The organism is Arcobacter aquimarinus (assembly GCF_013177635.1).
Taxonomy (GTDB): domain Bacteria; phylum Campylobacterota; class Campylobacteria; order Campylobacterales; family Arcobacteraceae; genus Aliarcobacter; species Aliarcobacter aquimarinus.
This window is the reverse complement of record NZ_CP030944.1, coordinates 1,237,810-1,253,961: the sequence shown is the minus strand read 5'-3', so window position 1 is coordinate 1,253,961 and position 16,152 is coordinate 1,237,810. Positions and strand designations below refer to the sequence as shown.

The following is a 16,152-nucleotide window of genomic DNA, read 5'->3' as shown; positions in this document are numbered from 1 at the left end:
TATATTTACTTTAAAGCTTGATATGCAATATCTGATCTACATTTTTTACCAGCAAAATGAACTTGTCCACATAAAGCATAAGCTCTATCTCTTGCTTCTTTTATGCTTTTTCCAAATCCAACACAAACTAAAACTCTTCCACCTGTAGCCATTAATTTACCATCAATTTTTTCAACACCAGCATAAGAAATATGTGAATTTTCAAGTAAATCATTATCTACTATTCTATCAACTATGATTTCAGCGGGAGTACTTGAACCATAAGGATAATTTCCACTAGCCATAACAACACCAACACCAAATTCATTTTTAATTTTAATATCTAATTTATCAAGTTGTTTTGTGGCACCTTTATAAAATAATTCAGATACAGGAGTAGCTAAAAGTGGCATTAAAATTTCACACTCAGGATCACCAAATCTTACATTATATTCTAAAATAATTGGCTCACCTTTCACTACCATTACACCGATAAATAAAACACCTTCAAAAGGAGCACCTTCATTTTGCATTCCTTTTAAAGTAGGTTTTATTACTCTTTCTTCAATTTTTTTATAAATTTCATCATTTACAAGTGGAGTTGGAGCATAAGCACCCATTCCTCCAGTATTAGGACCTGTATCTCCATCTCCTACTCTTTTATGGTCTTGAGCAGCTGGCAATACTTTATAATTTTCACCATCGCAAATAGCAAAAACTGAAAGTTCATAACCATCTAAATACTCTTCTACAACTACAGATGCTCCAGCATCTCCAAATGAAGCTCCTGAAAGCATATCAGAAACTGCTATTTTTGCTTCATCTTTAGATTGAGCTATAATTACACCTTTTCCTGCACATAAACCATCTGCTTTTACAACTATTGGTTCATTCATAGTATCGATAAAATCAAAAGCCTCTTTTTCATTTGAAGTTTCTATAAATGCTGCTGTTGGTATGTTATATTTTTTTAATATATTTTTCATGTAAACTTTAGAACCTTCAAGTCTAGCTGCCGCTGCACTTGGTCCAAAAATAGTTAAATCATTTTCTTTAAATATATCAACAACACCATCTACTAAAGGAGCCTCAGGTCCTACAATAGTTAAATCAATAGAATTATCTTTTGCCCATACTGCTAATTGATTATAATCTTTAATATTTATATTTGTACCTAATTTATCAGTAGCACCATTTCCTGGCATAAAATACAAGTTGTGAGCATTTTCTTTGTATATTGCTAATCCAATAGAGTATTCTCTACCACCACTTCCTAGTATCAATATATTCACAATAATTCCTTAGTAATAATTTTAAAAATCCAAGTAGCCGTTAACCATCAAAATGGCCCTAAAAGCCAAAAATTGTATACAAGAGCATAACTTTAGGAGCGAAAACACAATGAATCGCTACACACAGTATTGACTACAAAATTGTATACACTAACACATTATCGGACCCGCAACAATGGAAATCTCGAACTACTTAGATTATTTATTTTATCTAAATATGATTAAATTTGAGTTTAAAGAAGTATTTGCTTTGCTAGTTTTATACACTCCTCAACTGAGGTTGTAGAACTAACTCTATATTTTATCTCTTTTGGAAGAAACCTTGCTGTTGTATGTCCTATAACTATAGCTTTATATGAGTTGTCCCATGTATATTGTTTAAAAAAACATTCAACACTTGAAGGTGAAGTAAAAATAAATGTTGAATTCTTTTCTAAATTAGCGCACGTTTTTTTACAAGATGTTTTATATGCTATTAACTCATCTAAAACAATACCATTTTGCCTTAATATATTAGGTAAATCAGATACAGTTTTTAAAGCTTTAACATATAAAACTTTTTTATTTTTTAACACTTTTATTAATTCATTTGCAAATTCATTTCCATGACCTGAATTTCCAATAAAAGTAACTTTTCCTTCCAACTCTTTTATAACATTTGCTGTTTTTTGTGCAATTGCATATGAATCTATTTTTTTCCAATTCTTATTAAAAGAATCAAGAGAGTAAACAGCATTTTTTGATGTAAATACCAAAGAATCATATTTAGATAAATCAATATCAGAAACAATATGCTCTATTCCAAAAACTTCTAAATTTTCGATATTAGGGTATTTTTGATTATTTAATAGATATATTTTAGCCATGTACCAACTCGTATTTTTGTGTATAATTTATTGCATCATCTAAATTATGATAAATTCTAATCTTTCTAAATAAATTTGAAGTATCTACCGATAAAATCTTCTTTTTATGTCTATAATTTAATACTAGTATTATTTCTAAATCCTTACTTTTAAATTTTTCTATTATTTCTTCAAGAGTAAAAATTGCAGATATATCTAAAAAAGATACATTTTTACAATCTATAATTATTTTTTTGCTATCTTTTATTTTTTCTAATCTTGACTCCAATGCTGATGCTGTACCAAAAAACAATGAACCTTTTACTTTTAGAATTTCTATCTCATGATTTTCTATATCTATATCAAAAGAGACTCGTGATCGACTAGTTTTCATTTGAGTATTTTTTGAAACTTGATAAACAGCAATTATTGATGAAATTGTTATTCCAACCCCAACAGCCATAATTAAATCAACAAATACTGTTAGTAAGAATACTGTAACCATAATAATTAAATCTTGTCTAGACACTTTATTTATAATTTTTAAAAATTTATAATCTAAAATATCAAAACCTACTTTTATTAAAATACCAGATAAAACTGCAAGTGGTATTTCTGATGCAAATGGAGCTAAAATCAAAACAATTAATAAAAGTGTAATAGAGTGAACCATTCCTGATAGTTTTGTTGTTGCACCACTATTAATATTTACAACTGTTCTCATTGTTGCACCTGCTCCTGGAATAGCACCAAAAAAAGAGCAAATTGTATTTCCTATTCCTTGTCCTATTAACTCTTTTTTGGAATCATGCTTAGTTTTTGTTTTAGAATCAGCAACAACAGAAGTTAATAAAGAATCTATTGAACCTAAAAGAGCTAAAGTAATTGCAAAAGTTAAAATAGTACTCAATTTTAAAATATCAAATGAAATTGGTAAAACAAAATCAGGAAATCCCATAGGAATCTCTCCAATAGTTGTAATTTCAAAATTCATAAAAATTGAAAAAAGAGTTACAAAAACCAGTGCAATTAATGCAGAAGGAATAATATTTGATATCTTTTTAGGAGTAAAAAACATTATTAGCAAAGTTATAGATGAAAGTATTATAGCTTGTATATTTAATTTTTCAAAAGTATCTAAAAAATGAGTTATTGTATAAATAATCGAACTATATGATTCAACACCTAAAAAAGGATTTATTTGTAAAATGATTATAATCACACCTATTCCACACATAAACCCTGAAATAACAGGATAAGGAATATATTTAACCCATTTACCAATTCCAATTATACCAAAAGAAATTTGCATTATTCCAGCTAAAAAAACAACCGTCATAACTGTAGAAATATCATTTGGAAAAGTTGCAATTGTAGCTGCAACTATAACTGTCATAGGACCTGTTGGTCCTGAAATTTGAGTGGGAGTTCCTCCAAAAAAAGCTGCAAAAAAACCTAATATAATTGCACCATATAAACCAGCAACTGCTCCAGCACCACTTGCAACGCCAAAAGCTAAAGCTAAAGGAAGAGCTACAACAGCAGCTGTAATTCCAGCAAAAATATCATTTTTTATATTGCTCAAGAAAACTCCTACAAATTAAGTTTATCTATCTCTTTCTAAATACTCTTCATCACCGATTTTGTCATTTTTCCCACGTGCTATAACATGGATAGGAGTTCCTTCAAAATTAAAATTATCTCTTAAATAATTTATTAAATATCTTTTATATGTAAAGTGTAAAAGATTTGGTTTATTCATTACAAGGGCAATTCTTGGTGGTCTTGTATCAAATTGAGTTGTATAATAAATTCTTAGATAAACACCATTTGGACTAGGAAGAGAATGTCTAGAAACAGCTTCTTCAATAACTCTATTTAGTTGAGAAGTAGGAATCCTTTGAATATAATTATTATGAATCTCTATTATTTTTTCTTTTAATCTTTCAATACTTCTTCCTGTTTTTGCAGAAACAGCGATAATAGGTGCATAAGATAAAAATCTAAATCTTCTTCTTATTTCTTCTTCCATTTTTTGGAAAGTATCCATATTTTCATCCCACTTGTTTAAAACAATAATAGTACCTAATCCATATTCATCAACAAGTCCAGCAATTTTTTCATCTAAATCAGTTAATTCTCTTGATGCATCTAAAACAACTAAAGCCATATTTGCTTTATCTAACATCTCTTTAGTTCTCATTAAAGCATATTTCTCAATTCCCTCAATACTACCTCTTCTTCTTAAACCTGCTGTATCAACAAAAGTAATTTGCTTTTCTTTATATTCAAAAGATTCATCAACAGGATCTATAGTTGTTCCAGCTATTGGAGATACAACTGATCTTTCTTCTCCTAAAATAGCATTTAAAATTGAAGATTTACCTACATTTACTCTTCCTATAATTGCAACATTAATTTTATTTTCATCAACTTCTTTATTGTTATCATCTGTGATATTTTCTATCTCTTCACTTGAATAATCTTCATCATCAAAATCAAAATCTTCTTCTCTTTGTTTTTTTAATGCTTCAGCTTCTTCACGTGCAACTGTTTCAAGATTAACTGGAAGATGTTGATAAATCCATTCAAATAAATTTTTTGTTCCTCTATTATGAGAAACTGAAATCCCAAAAAGATTCTCATCTCCTATTCCAAATTCAAAGAATTCCCAAAGTCTTTCTAATTCTTTGTCATTATCAATTTTATTTACAACTAGGGCTAACTCTTTCCCTAATCTTTGAAGCTCATAAAATAATTCTTTATCCTTATCATCAGGTATATTTTTACCATCCACCATAAAAAGTATTATATCAGCCTCTTTTGCCGTTTCTATAGCTTTTCTTTTTACATTTGAAAATATAGCATCATTAGTTTCATCAATACCACCTGTATCTAACATTAATGCTTTTCTATCCATAATTTCAATTTCGTGTTTTCTAATATCTCTTGTAGTTCCTGCCATATCCGATACAATAGCAATTCTTTTATTTGCTATTCTGTTAAATAGTGAAGATTTACCAACATTTGGTTGCCCAATTAGTGCAATTTTTTTTAGTGTCTTATCCATAAATTTTTTAATCCTAATTTTTTTATCATAAATTAAAAAAGGTATTAGCCTTTTATGCTAATACCTTTTTCATTACAAAAGCTCTTCTTAATATAATCCAAATTTACCTGGTGTTGAACTTTTATATAGAACTCTCATAACATCATCTTTATCATAGAATACTTTAAATAAAGCATCTGAAGCTTTTAATTCTTCTAATGCTTCTTCAATATCCATTGGTTTATATGAAGTTAATCTAATAGGTGTAATTTCATCTTCAAATTTTTCTAACTCTAAAGCTATTTTATCTTGAATCTCTGAAGCTACAACTTCAGTTAATTTTGTTGCCTTATGAGCTGCTACTTTATCATGATGTCTTCTTAACACTTTAGATACTCTATCAACAGCTATATCTATTGCTGCATATAAATCTTTATCTTTTTGTTTAACTACAATTGTATCTAAATGAGCTATATTTAAAGTAAATTCGAATGTAAAACCTTTTTTACCATGTTTTTCATCTTGGTCAATTATTGAGTTTACAGATATTATATCTAAATTATATTTTTTAAATACTTCTACTGAACTATTAATGTAATTTTTAATTGCATCTGTTAAATCTATGTGTCTTCCTACAATACTTGTATTCATAACATACTCCTTATAATAATTTATTTATTCTAACATAAAAAAAGTAAAATGGATAATTTTATTTTCAAAATAACCCTTATATAAACTAGTAAATGACAAGTTTTATCAATTTATACTAGTATTTCTCTATTTCCCTTAGCATTTACCTCAGATAAAATACCTGTTTGTTCAAGCTGTTCTACAATTGTTGCAGCTCTGTTATAACCAATTCTTAATCTTCTTTGAATATAAGAAATTGAAGTTTTTTTCTCTGTTAAAACTATATCTTTTGCATCATCATATAGTTCATCAAGTTCTATATTATCAGAATTATTTGAACTAGCATTTCCAGAACCAATTGTTGAAGTTCTATCTTTGATAAAATTCATATCATAAACAACTTCTCTTTGCTCTTTTAAAAACTCAACAACTTTTTCAATTTCACTTTCTGTTGACCAAGGTGCATGAATTCTTACAAGTCCTGATACACCAGGTGGTGTAAATAACATATCTCCACGACCAAGAAGGGATTCAGCACCCATAGAATCTAAAATAATTTTAGAATCTATTTTTTGCCCTACTTTATAAGATAATCTACTTGGTAAATTAGCTTTTATAAGACCTGTTACAACATCAACTGATGGTCTTTGAGTTGCAACTATTAAATGAATACCAGATGCTCTTGCCATTTGTGCAAGCCTTGCTATTGAATATTCAACATCTTTTCCACTTGTCATCATAAGATCAGCTAACTCATCAATAACTACAACAATATAAGGCATAGTATCATAACCCTCTTTTTGTGCCTTTTCATTATAATTTTCAATATTCTTCGTTTTTGTTTTTGACATTAATGTATAACGTCTTTCCATCTCTGAAACCATATTTGCTAATGCATTTATGGCATCTGCTGCTTTTGTAATAACTGGAGTTAAAAGATGTGGAATATCATTATACATCGAGAATTCAAGCATTTTAGGGTCAATCATAACTAGACGTAAATTATCTGGTGAATTTTTATAAAGTAGTGACAAAATCATTGAATTAATTCCCACAGATTTTCCACTTCCTGTTGTTCCTGCAATCAGCAAATGAGGTAACTTTTTAAGGTCTGTAATAAAAGGTTTACCAACTATATCTTTTCCTAAAATCATAGTTAATGGAGATTTAGAGTTTTGAAAAATCTCACTATCTAACATCTCTTTTAAATAAATAGTTTGTGTATCTTCATTAGGAACTTCAATTCCAACAACATCTTTTCCTGGAATTGGAGCTTGGATTCTGATTGTTTGAGCCTTTAATGCCATTGCTAAATCATCTTGAAGATTTAAAATTTTTGATACTTTTACATTTGGTGCTGGTTTAAATTCAAAAGTTGTAACAACAGGACCTGTATAAGTTCTTACAACATCACCATCAATTTTAAACATAGCTAATTTATCTAATAAATCTGCTATTTTTTGGTCAATAAAAGCTTCTGAAACTTTTGATTTATTATCTTTTGGTGAATCTTGAAAAAATGAAGTTGGAGGTAGTTTGAAATTTTTAGGTTTTTCAGTTTTCCCTAATTCTATTTGTTCTAACAACTTCTTATTTTCCTCTAATTCTTCAACAATAATTGAGTGAGATTCAGGAATTTGTGGTTGTATAATTTTTTCAACCTCTTCTTGAGTTTCTAAAGTTGAATTATCAACTGATAAAATATTATCTTCAATAAAAGTAGAAATTTCTTTTTCTTCTATTTCAATAGTTTTATTTTCTTTTTTATTAAATTCATTTAAAGTTATATTATTATTTTGTTGAATTCTTTTTTCTCTTTGTTTATTTTCTATTTGTTTTATATTTAAAGTTTTTCTTAGTTTTATCTTATTTTTTATTTTTTTTAAATCTTCTATATCAAAATCAGAGTTTTCAAATAAAACTAAAAAAGAAATTATAAAACCTACTAAAACAAATATATATAATCCTGCTCTTCCAATTACAGGAGATAAAGAATCTATTAAAATATTTCCAATTTCACCCCTTGTATAAGGATTTTCCAAAATTAATGCTTGGAAAATTAAACTTACAAAAAAGAGTAAAAATACTACTAATATATTTAAAATTAAATCTTTTTTATCAATATTTCTTTTAAAATTGATTGTATACAAAGGAATAATTAATAGAAGTAAATATACATAAGATAGGTATCCAAAATATTTATGTGAAAAATCAGAAAATATAAATCCGACATTTCCAACAACATCTTTTCCACTTTCAAAAGTAGTATATTGAAAATAAATAATAATAAATAAAATAATTAATGATATGATTTTTTTAGCTATGATAAAACCTTTTTATTTTTTATTTTAATAAATTTGATATTTTCCCTTGTAATTTAAGCCATTGTTTATGCTCAAATAAAGGAAATCCAGCCCATGATTTTTTAGGTTCAGTTATACTTTTAGTTACTCCACCACGAGCAGCAATTGTAGTAAATGGTGCAATTTCAAGATGCCCAGCTGTTGCACTTTGTCCACCCATTACAACATAAGCATTTAAAATTGTTGAACCTGCAAGTCCAACTTGTCCTGTTAAAATTGAACCACGACCAATTTTACAATTATGTGCAATATGTACAAGATTATCAAGTCTTGCACCATCTTCAATGATTGTTGATTTAAAAACTGCTCTATCTATTGCGCAATTTGCACCTATTTCTACATCATTTCCAATAGTTACATTTCCATTTTGGTAAATTTTTATATATTTTCCATCTTTTGTATTTGCAAATCCAAAACCATCACTTCCTATTACTGTTCCAGCATGAATAATACAATCATTTCCAACAACACAATCCCTATAAATTGTTACATTTGGATAAATAATAGTGTTATTCCCTATTTTTACATTATCACCAATAAAAACTCCTGCCATAATAGTACAATCACTTCCTACAACAGAATCTTTTCCAATATAGACATTTGGCATAACTTTTGTTCCACCACCAATAAGTGGTTTTTCACCATCCATTTCTACAACATTTGGAGCAAAAAGCTTAGAGATTTTTGCTAAATTTAAATATGGTTCATCACAAATTAAAGCAATAGTTCCATTTGGAACTTCACTAGCATTTTCACTTGTTACTAAAACAGCTGCTGCTTTTGTATTTTTTAAATCTGATAAATATTTTTTATTTTCTAAAAAAGTAAGTTGATTTTCATTTGAATCTAATAAAGTGTTTAAACCAGTTATCTCTTTTTTCTCTTGGCAGTTTATACCAATAAAATCTGCTATCTCTTCAAGAGTCATTTTCTATCCTTAAATTAAGAATAAGATAAGAGATTAAATCTCTTATCTTTCCATTGCTACAATTCCACTTCTTACAACTTCAAGTGGATTGAATTTTTGCATAACTTTTATAAAGTTCATGATTCTAGAACTTGAATCAGTGGCACTAACAATAATAGAATCATCAGTTACATTTTGTATACTTCCATGATAAGCACGTGCAATTACATCAATATCTGATAAATTATTATCAATTGAAAATTTCATCAAAACTGTATCTTTTTCAATAACATTTTTATGCTCATTTACTTTTAATACAGGAATCAATTTATTTAATTGTTTAACAATTTGATCTATTACTCTTTTATCTCCTGTTGTTACTATTGTCATTCTTGAATATTGACTATCTGTAATTGGAGCAACAGTTAATGAATCAATATTATAACCTCGTGCTGAAAATAATCCAACAATTCTTGATAAAACATTATGTTCATTTAATACAACTACAGAAATAACTTGTCTTGTAGTTTCGCTATCATAATAATGATTAAAATTGTTCATTATTTTCCTCCTTCAATTAATGTCATTTCATTTAACGCATGACCATTTGGAACCATCGGTAATACCTCTTCATGTCTTGCAACAACTACTTCAATCATTGCAGGTCTTTTTTGCTCAACTGCATCTTTTAAAGCAGCATCAAACTCTTCTTTTGTTGTAACTCTATACCCTAATCCACCAAACGCCTCAACAAGCATTTTAAAATTTGGTTGAGCTGTTAAATCTGTTTCAGATAATCTATTTTCATAAAACATTGTTTGCCATTGTCTAACCATTCCTAAATAGTTGTTATTTAAAACAATATTTATAACTGGTAATTCATATTCAACACAAGTCATAAGCTCTTGAATATTCATTAAAATAGAACCATCTCCTGTAAAGTTAATAGATACTTTATCTGTTCCCTTGATTGCTCTTGCAACTCCCATAGCAGCTGGCAATCCAAATCCCATTGTTCCTAAACCACCACTTGTAATCCATTGTCTTGGATATGAAAATGGATAAAACTGTGCTGTCCACATTTGATGTTGACCAACATCTGTTGAAATAATAGCTTTAGAACCTAACAATTTACCTACTCTTTCAATAGGCCATTGTGGTTTAATAACTTCATTTGAATCAATATATCTTAAAGGTTCTTTTTCTCTATAATCTTTCAATAATTCAACCCAATTTGAATAATCATTAAATTCATATTCACTAATTGCTTCAATCATTGCTTTTACTGTAATTTTTAAATCTCCAACGATTGGATAATCAGGAACAACTAATTTTGCAATAGATGTTGGGTCAATATCAACATGAATTACTTTTGCTTTTGAAGCAAATTCATCTAATCTTCCTGTTACCCTATCATCAAATCTAGCTCCTAAAGAGATTAATAAATCAGTTTCATAGGCAGCCATATTTGCAGCAAATTCACCGTGCATTCCTAACATTCCAAAGAATAATGGATTCTGGTCACCCATTACACCTCTTGCCATTAAAGTTTCAACTGCTGGAATATTTAATTTTTTAGCTAATTCTCTAATTTCAAATCCACAATTTGATAAAATTGCTCCACCACCTACATAAAGTAATGGCTTTTTAGCATTAGAAATAGCTTCCATCGCTCTTTTTAGCTGTTTTTTATTGTAATTAACTGTTGGTTTATATGTAGGTAAATTTATCTCTTGAGGATAAATAAACTCTGCAACCTGAGCTGTTATATCTTTTGGGATATCAACATGTACAGGTCCTGGTCTTCCAGTACTTGCTATATGAAACGCTTCTTTTATAATTCTTGGTAAATCTTCAATCTTATTAACTAAATAATTATGTTTTGTACAAGGTCTTGAAATTCCAACCGCATCAATTTCTTGAAAACCATCTGTTCCAATAATTGTTGTTGGAACTTGTCCTGAAATTACAACTAAAGGAATAGAATCCATATATGCATCAGCTAATCCTGTAACTGCATTTGTAAATCCAGGACCTGAAGTTACTATTGCAACGCCAGTTTTACCAGTTGCTCTTGCGTATCCCTCAGCTGCAATAATCGAAGCTTGTTCGTGTCTATTTAGAATGTGTTGAAAATAGTTTTGTTTATATATTTCATCATAGACGTTCATAATAGCGCCTCCAGGGTATCCAAATACTACTTCAACCCCTTCTTGATGTAATGATTCTACAACCATTTTTGCGCCAGTCATCTTCATAATAATTCTCCATTGTTCTAAAAATAAGCAAATATTTTACAAAAACTATAATTAAACTATGGTTTGATGAAAAAATTAATTGAGAAATTTACAATTAAAATATCTAAGATTCTAACTTATAATATAAATTTTGTTATACTATAAGCAATACATAGAAAACTAAGGTTTAAAAAATGGATGTAAATGCTATAAATAACAATAATATATCTAGTTTAAATACTTCTGTCTCTTCTTTACAATCAGAAAGAAGCTTTTCTAAATCGAGAATTGAAAATTCAGAAAAAGAAGCCTTAAATTTAAATATAAATAATTACAATAAACAAAGAGATGAATTATCTTTAAATGTTCAATCTTTAAATGATGGAATAGCTATTACAAAAATTGCTCAAAATTCAATCGAAAAACAACAAGATTACTTGAAAAATATTCAAAATAAATTAGAAAATATAAATAATTTAGAAAATAAAAATGATATTAAACAAAGTATAAATGAAGATTTGAGAGCTTTTAATCAAATTGCATATGAAACAAAATATCAAAGGGAAAATCTACTAGTGAATAACTATAATGATGAAAAAAATTCAATTGATATAAATACAAGTTTTGTAAATTTTTCTATGGATAAACCAAATACAGCATCTTTTGCAAATGATATTTTTGAAAGTATAAATAATAGTGATTTAAATAATTCTTTAAACGTGAATAATTCTATGGATAAAGTAGCTTCATCATCTAGTAAACTGCAAAATATTTACGACCAATTTACAGATTTTGGAAATAAATTAGAAGAGAGTGCAAGAGATTCTATAAAAGAACAGATAGATTTATTTAATCAAAATAAAATAAATAAAGATAAAAATTTTGGTAAAGAATCAAGTGATTTTAGTAAAACAAATGTAAATGCTAATGCTGGTTATCTAGCTGCTTCTCAAGCAAATATAGTTCAAGAACAAAGTGTAAGATTACTCTCTTAATCTTTACACTTTTTTAAACAATAGTTTATTGCAACACCTTCTCTTAATCCATCATCTAAAACTATTGATTCTTTTTTATTTAAAACTTCAAATATTGTTTTATAAATAAAAATTCCAACTTCAATAAATTCAACTCTACCACGACCAACAAGTCTTGTAATCTCTTCTTTTGAAGAATTTTTAAAAATATCTAAACAATAACTTAAATCTTCAAGATTTACTGTTGCACCATTTACAATATTTCTATCATATGAAAAAAAATCTTGTCCTAGTTTAATAGCTGCTATTGTTGTTGGAGTTCCAGCAGTTGCAACAAAACTATAATTTGATAAATTTAAATTTAATGAATCTAAAAATTGTTTTATTTCCATTTTTTTATTTTCTAAATCACTATGTAAATTATGAGTTTTTAGAAATTTCTGAGTCATAGTAACAATACCAAAATCAAAACTTTTAGCTTTATATTCATCTTTTGTATTTACAATAATTTCAGTTGAACCACCGCCAATATCAAGAAGTATAAAGTTATCAGAATTGATTTTTTCTCTTTTTAAAGCATATTTGACAGCGAGTAAAGTAAGTCTAGCCTCTTCATCTCCATCAATAATATTAAAGTCTAATTGCGTTTCTTTTTTTAAATAAGCTAAAACTTCTTGACTATTTGAAGCTTTTCTCATTGCGGCTGTTGTTACACAAATAGCATCTTTAGGATTATAGTTTATAATTTCTATAGAATGTTTTATTGCATTAACAACTCTATTTATAGCTTCTTTAGAAATAATACCAGTATCAATTAAACCATCAGCCATTCCAACTACTTCATTATGTTCTGAAATTATTTTATGATTTAAACAATCATATTTTAAAACACGAAAAGAGTTTGAACCTAAATCTACACTTACTATTTGATTATTCATTAGTTATAACTACTATAAATGAGGAATTTTAATTTTTGAATTTAATAAATAACCTATAAGTATCATCATAAATAAAACAAAAGTCTCATTTATAAAACCTGTTAAAAAAATTAGATAAACAAGCCATAATAATATTGCTCCAAGAGGTGTTGGTATTCCTGTAAAATACTTTTCAACTTTACCTTCATCTGCATTTATATTAAATTGAATTAATCTTCTAAGTCCTGAAATTACATAATAAACAAAAGCAAAAATAATCAAAGGCGTATTTAAAAAAGCTTCTTTTGTATCAATTACTGCAAAATATATAAACATAGCAGGAACAATAACAAAAGATAAAAAATCAGCATAAGAATCAAGTTGAATTCCAAATTGTGTTGATAAGTTATATTTTCTAGCAATTTTTCCATCAATAATATCAAATCCTCCTGCAAGCCAAGCAAAAAGAGCTGCAGCAAAAAACTCATGATGAGTTAAAAAATAAATTGCAAAAATTCCAGATGCAATATTAAAAAAAGTAACTATGTTAGCCAAATTAAAATGATTATGTTTATTAAATAAAAAACTCATTATTTTCCTTCATTGTATATATGATATTGATTTCTTCCATTTTCTTTAGATTTATATAAACTTTCATCTGCAAATTTATAAAGTTTATTGGCTGAAATATAACTATTTGGGTTATATATTATAGCTCCCATTGAAATTGAAATTACGTCGAGTATTTTACTATTTTTATGCTCAATTTGTAATTCTAATATTTTTTTATTCATATCTTTCAAACAATTTTCTAATATATTTTCATTTATATCAAATAAAATTACTCCGAATTCTTCTCCACCCAATCTAAATACAAATTCATATTTTTTATTGAAATATAATTTTAAAGTTTGGGCAACTTTTTTAAGAGTAATATCACCCATATCATGTCCATAAGTATCATTGTATTGTTTAAAATAATCAATATCAACCATTATAAAAGCACATTTCCAATTATTTGCATTTGAAATAAAAGGCATATTATCAAAAATAGTATCAAAATATTTTCTATTATATAACTGCGTCATACCATCTGTTATTGCTTCTATTTGGTATTTTTTATTTAATACAGTTAATTGCTTATCTTTTTTTATTACTTGTAAAATTATAAATACAATAACAGCGAAAGATAAAAAAAGAATTAGAACTATATTATAAAAAATATAGTTTTTCATTTGTTCATAATCATCTAAAAAAGCTTTTCTTTGTTTAAATGCTTCTTGCGTTTCGTATTTTATTAAAAAATCAACTCTTTTTAAAATATCTAAAAAAATATTGTATTTATTTTCTTTAAAAGAATTTATAATTTCTTGATTTATTGTATCTACAACTATTCTTTCATCTTTTGTTTTATAAGCATTATAGTAATATTCCCACTCTTGAAGAATTACTTCTTGTTCACTTTTAAAATCACAGTTATATTTGATTTTTCTACAAGATGCTATTTCTTGATATTTATCTGAAATAATTTGAAGTTTAATTATTGGAATTAGATTAGCAAAATAAATATCATCTATTTGCTTTTTTAACTTATCTACTTGACTATTAAATAATAGTGCTGAAACAATCAATGTTGCAAGAACAGTGCAAACAAGCATTAACAATTTTAATGTAGTTGATTTTAAAAATTTATATAACATTAAGTTATTTTATCTAACTTTATATTTAAAATAAGTAAAACATTTTATTTACTTTTTCTAGCATTTTATGTTAGAATAAACTAAAAATAGGTTTTTTGTTATGGAAATATACGATAGTTATCAAAGTGCTTCTTCTTTATATCAACAAATTGCTATAAAAAAAAGTGAATTATCAAATATAGATAAGAAAGAATTTCAAAAATCTACATTTGAAAAAAATGATACTGTTGTTTTAGGTGAGAAAAATTATGATGAAAATGATTACCAAAGAGTTTTAAATAAATTTAAAAATAAAGATAATGAAATAAAAACTCATGAGCAAATACATGCTTCAGGTGCGCAAACAACAACAGCGATTAGTTATAATTATCAAGTTGGACCAGATGGGAAGCTTTATGCAACAGGAGGAAGTGTTAGATTTGATACTTCAATTCCAAAAGATCCACAAAGTGCAAAAATGAAACTTGAACAATTAAAAGATGCTTCAAGTTCAGTTGGAGCTTTAAGTGGAGCTGATGCAAGTATTGCACAAGCTGCAAATTTAAATAAAATGTTATTAGAAAGTTTAAAGGAAGGATTTAATTATGAGAATAGATAATAATTTAAATGCTATGGTTGCTTCAGAATTACAAGTAAATGAAATGGCAACAAATCTTGCAAGTGTTGCAAATACAGTAGCTGATCCAAAATTTCAAGAAGTTACAGCTGATTTAATTGAATCTATTGTTGGTCAAATTCCAGAAGTAGTTTCTTATTCTGCTAATGCAAAAAGCATTGAAACACAAAATGCTGTTTCTGATATGATGTTAAATATTAAAGCTTAATTATGTCTAAAATAAATGTAGTTTGTCCTCATTGCTTAAAAATCAATGCTATTCCTTTAAAAGATAGTTACACAAAAGCAAATTGTGGAGATTGTAAAAAATCATTACTTGAAACAACTCCTTTAGAGTTGAATGAAAAGAATTTTGATCATGTAATTGTAAATTCTGACATTCCAGTAATTGTTGATTTTTGGGCACCTTGGTGTGGACCTTGTAAAATGTTTGCCCCTATATTTAATGATGTTGCAAAAAAATATCCGTTAAAAGCATTATTTGTAAAAGTAAATACTGAAGCTGAACAAAACTTAGGAACAAGGTTTGCTATTAGGTCTATTCCAACTCTTGTTGTTTATAAAAATGGTATTGAGAAAAAAAGAATAAGCGGTGCTTTAGACCCATTAAGATTAGCTAATTTAGTAAATGAAAATTTATAAA

At 27.2% G+C, this 16,152-nt stretch carries 16 protein-coding genes; 4 read left to right on the top strand and 12 right to left on the bottom strand.

The window, feature by feature from the left end:
• Positions 1-5: 5 nt before the first annotated feature.
• The 9 genes from purD to AAQM_RS06130 all read right to left on the bottom strand — a co-directional run bounded on the left by purD (position 6) and on the right by AAQM_RS06130 (position 11,323).
• Complete coding sequence (gene purD / locus AAQM_RS06170) at positions 6-1,271, bottom strand: phosphoribosylamine--glycine ligase (RefSeq protein ID WP_129094264.1); 1,266 nt, start codon at positions 1,269-1,271, stop codon at positions 6-8.
• Positions 1,272-1,504: 233 nt separating this feature from the next.
• A complete protein-coding gene (locus tag AAQM_RS06165; protein WP_129094265.1) occupies positions 1,505-2,137 on the bottom strand; it encodes a uroporphyrinogen-III synthase in 633 nt (210 codons plus the stop codon).
• On the bottom strand, positions 2,130-3,701 hold the full coding sequence (locus tag AAQM_RS06160; RefSeq protein ID WP_129094266.1) for a SulP family inorganic anion transporter: 1,572 nt from the start codon (positions 3,699-3,701) through the stop codon (positions 2,130-2,132). Before AAQM_RS06160 ends, AAQM_RS06165 begins: the two co-directional genes overlap by 8 nt.
• Before the next feature lie 21 nt (positions 3,702-3,722).
• On the bottom strand, positions 3,723-5,186 hold the full coding sequence (gene der, locus AAQM_RS06155) for a ribosome biogenesis GTPase Der (RefSeq protein WP_129094267.1): 1,464 nt from the start codon (positions 5,184-5,186) through the stop codon (positions 3,723-3,725).
• An 87-nt stretch (positions 5,187-5,273) separates the two neighbouring features.
• Positions 5,274-5,816, bottom strand: coding sequence for a ribosome hibernation-promoting factor, HPF/YfiA family (hpf, locus tag AAQM_RS06150; protein ID WP_129094268.1), 543 nt, complete (start codon positions 5,814-5,816; stop codon positions 5,274-5,276).
• A gap of 110 nt (positions 5,817-5,926) precedes the next feature.
• Positions 5,927-8,017: a DNA translocase FtsK gene (locus AAQM_RS06145; RefSeq protein WP_235684810.1), complete on the bottom strand. Its 2,091-nt coding sequence runs from the start codon at positions 8,015-8,017 to the stop codon at positions 5,927-5,929.
• A gap of 121 nt (positions 8,018-8,138) precedes the next feature.
• The gene (lpxD, locus tag AAQM_RS06140; RefSeq protein WP_129095652.1) at positions 8,139-9,086 is read right to left on the bottom strand and encodes a UDP-3-O-(3-hydroxymyristoyl)glucosamine N-acyltransferase; all 948 of its coding nucleotides are present in this window, start codon (positions 9,084-9,086) and stop codon (positions 8,139-8,141) included.
• Positions 9,087-9,128: 42 nt separating this feature from the next.
• A complete protein-coding gene (gene ilvN / locus AAQM_RS06135; RefSeq protein WP_128986209.1) occupies positions 9,129-9,626 on the bottom strand; it encodes an acetolactate synthase small subunit in 498 nt (165 codons plus the stop codon).
• Positions 9,626-11,323 (bottom strand): acetolactate synthase large subunit, encoded by a 1,698-nt coding sequence (locus tag AAQM_RS06130; RefSeq protein WP_129095651.1) that lies wholly within the window; start codon positions 11,321-11,323, stop codon positions 9,626-9,628. The genes ilvN and AAQM_RS06130 overlap by 1 nt, the downstream gene beginning before the upstream one ends.
• A 173-nt stretch (positions 11,324-11,496) precedes the next feature.
• On the opposite strand from AAQM_RS06130, the gene AAQM_RS06125 reads away from it, so the two are divergent.
• The gene (locus AAQM_RS06125) at positions 11,497-12,297 is read left to right on the top strand and encodes a hypothetical protein (protein ID WP_129095650.1); all 801 of its coding nucleotides are present in this window, start codon (positions 11,497-11,499) and stop codon (positions 12,295-12,297) included.
• Here AAQM_RS06125 and AAQM_RS06120 read toward each other — a convergent pair.
• The 3 genes from AAQM_RS06120 to AAQM_RS06110 are packed head-to-tail and all read right to left on the bottom strand — an operon-like array spanning position 12,294 to position 14,893.
• Positions 12,294-13,214: a Ppx/GppA phosphatase family protein gene (locus AAQM_RS06120; protein WP_129095649.1), complete on the bottom strand. Its 921-nt coding sequence runs from the start codon at positions 13,212-13,214 to the stop codon at positions 12,294-12,296. The genes AAQM_RS06125 and AAQM_RS06120 overlap by 4 nt on opposite strands.
• Positions 13,215-13,226: 12 nt before the next feature.
• On the bottom strand, positions 13,227-13,784 hold the full coding sequence (locus AAQM_RS06115) for a CDP-alcohol phosphatidyltransferase family protein (RefSeq protein WP_129095648.1): 558 nt from the start codon (positions 13,782-13,784) through the stop codon (positions 13,227-13,229).
• Complete coding sequence (locus AAQM_RS06110; RefSeq protein WP_171920664.1) at positions 13,784-14,893, bottom strand: GGDEF domain-containing protein; 1,110 nt, start codon at positions 14,891-14,893, stop codon at positions 13,784-13,786. Before AAQM_RS06110 ends, AAQM_RS06115 begins: the two co-directional genes overlap by 1 nt.
• Positions 14,894-14,993: 100 nt before the next feature.
• Between AAQM_RS06110 and AAQM_RS06105 the strand changes: the two genes are divergently transcribed.
• Genes AAQM_RS06105 through trxC form a run of 3 tightly spaced genes read left to right on the top strand, consistent with a single transcriptional unit; the run spans position 14,994 to position 16,151 of the window.
• Positions 14,994-15,491 (top strand): putative metalloprotease CJM1_0395 family protein, encoded by a 498-nt coding sequence (locus AAQM_RS06105; protein WP_129095647.1) that lies wholly within the window; start codon positions 14,994-14,996, stop codon positions 15,489-15,491.
• On the top strand, positions 15,478-15,717 hold the full coding sequence (locus AAQM_RS06100; RefSeq protein ID WP_129095646.1) for a hypothetical protein: 240 nt from the start codon (positions 15,478-15,480) through the stop codon (positions 15,715-15,717). The genes AAQM_RS06105 and AAQM_RS06100 overlap by 14 nt, the downstream gene beginning before the upstream one ends.
• A gap of 2 nt (positions 15,718-15,719) precedes the next feature.
• Complete coding sequence (trxC, locus tag AAQM_RS06095; protein ID WP_171920663.1) at positions 15,720-16,151, top strand: thioredoxin TrxC; 432 nt, start codon at positions 15,720-15,722, stop codon at positions 16,149-16,151.
• Position 16,152: the final 1 nt, after the last annotated feature.

Bases quoted from the DNA above. Each gene is read 5' to 3' on its own strand.
- AAQM_RS06115 (WP_129095648.1), bottom strand. From the start codon at position 13,784: ATGAGTTTTTTATTTAATAAACATAATCATTTTAATTTGGCTAACATA.
- AAQM_RS06165 (WP_129094265.1), bottom strand. From the start codon at position 2,137: ATGGCTAAAATATATCTATTAAATAATCAAAAATACCCTAATATCGAA.
- trxC (WP_171920663.1), top strand. From the start codon at position 15,720: ATGTCTAAAATAAATGTAGTTTGTCCTCATTGCTTAAAAATCAATGCT.
- ilvN (WP_128986209.1), bottom strand. From the start codon at position 9,626: ATGAACAATTTTAATCATTATTATGATAGCGAAACTACAAGACAAGTT.
- der (WP_129094267.1), bottom strand. From the start codon at position 5,186: ATGGATAAGACACTAAAAAAAATTGCACTAATTGGGCAACCAAATGTT.
- AAQM_RS06125 (WP_129095650.1), top strand. From the start codon at position 11,497: ATGGATGTAAATGCTATAAATAACAATAATATATCTAGTTTAAATACT.
- AAQM_RS06110 (WP_171920664.1), bottom strand. From the start codon at position 14,893: ATGTTATATAAATTTTTAAAATCAACTACATTAAAATTGTTAATGCTT.
- AAQM_RS06130 (WP_129095651.1), bottom strand. From the start codon at position 11,323: ATGAAGATGACTGGCGCAAAAATGGTTGTAGAATCATTACATCAAGAA.
- lpxD (WP_129095652.1), bottom strand. From the start codon at position 9,086: ATGACTCTTGAAGAGATAGCAGATTTTATTGGTATAAACTGCCAAGAG.
- AAQM_RS06120 (WP_129095649.1), bottom strand. From the start codon at position 13,214: ATGAATAATCAAATAGTAAGTGTAGATTTAGGTTCAAACTCTTTTCGT.
- AAQM_RS06105 (WP_129095647.1), top strand. From the start codon at position 14,994: ATGGAAATATACGATAGTTATCAAAGTGCTTCTTCTTTATATCAACAA.
- hpf (WP_129094268.1), bottom strand. From the start codon at position 5,816: ATGAATACAAGTATTGTAGGAAGACACATAGATTTAACAGATGCAATT.
- AAQM_RS06100 (WP_129095646.1), top strand. From the start codon at position 15,478: ATGAGAATAGATAATAATTTAAATGCTATGGTTGCTTCAGAATTACAA.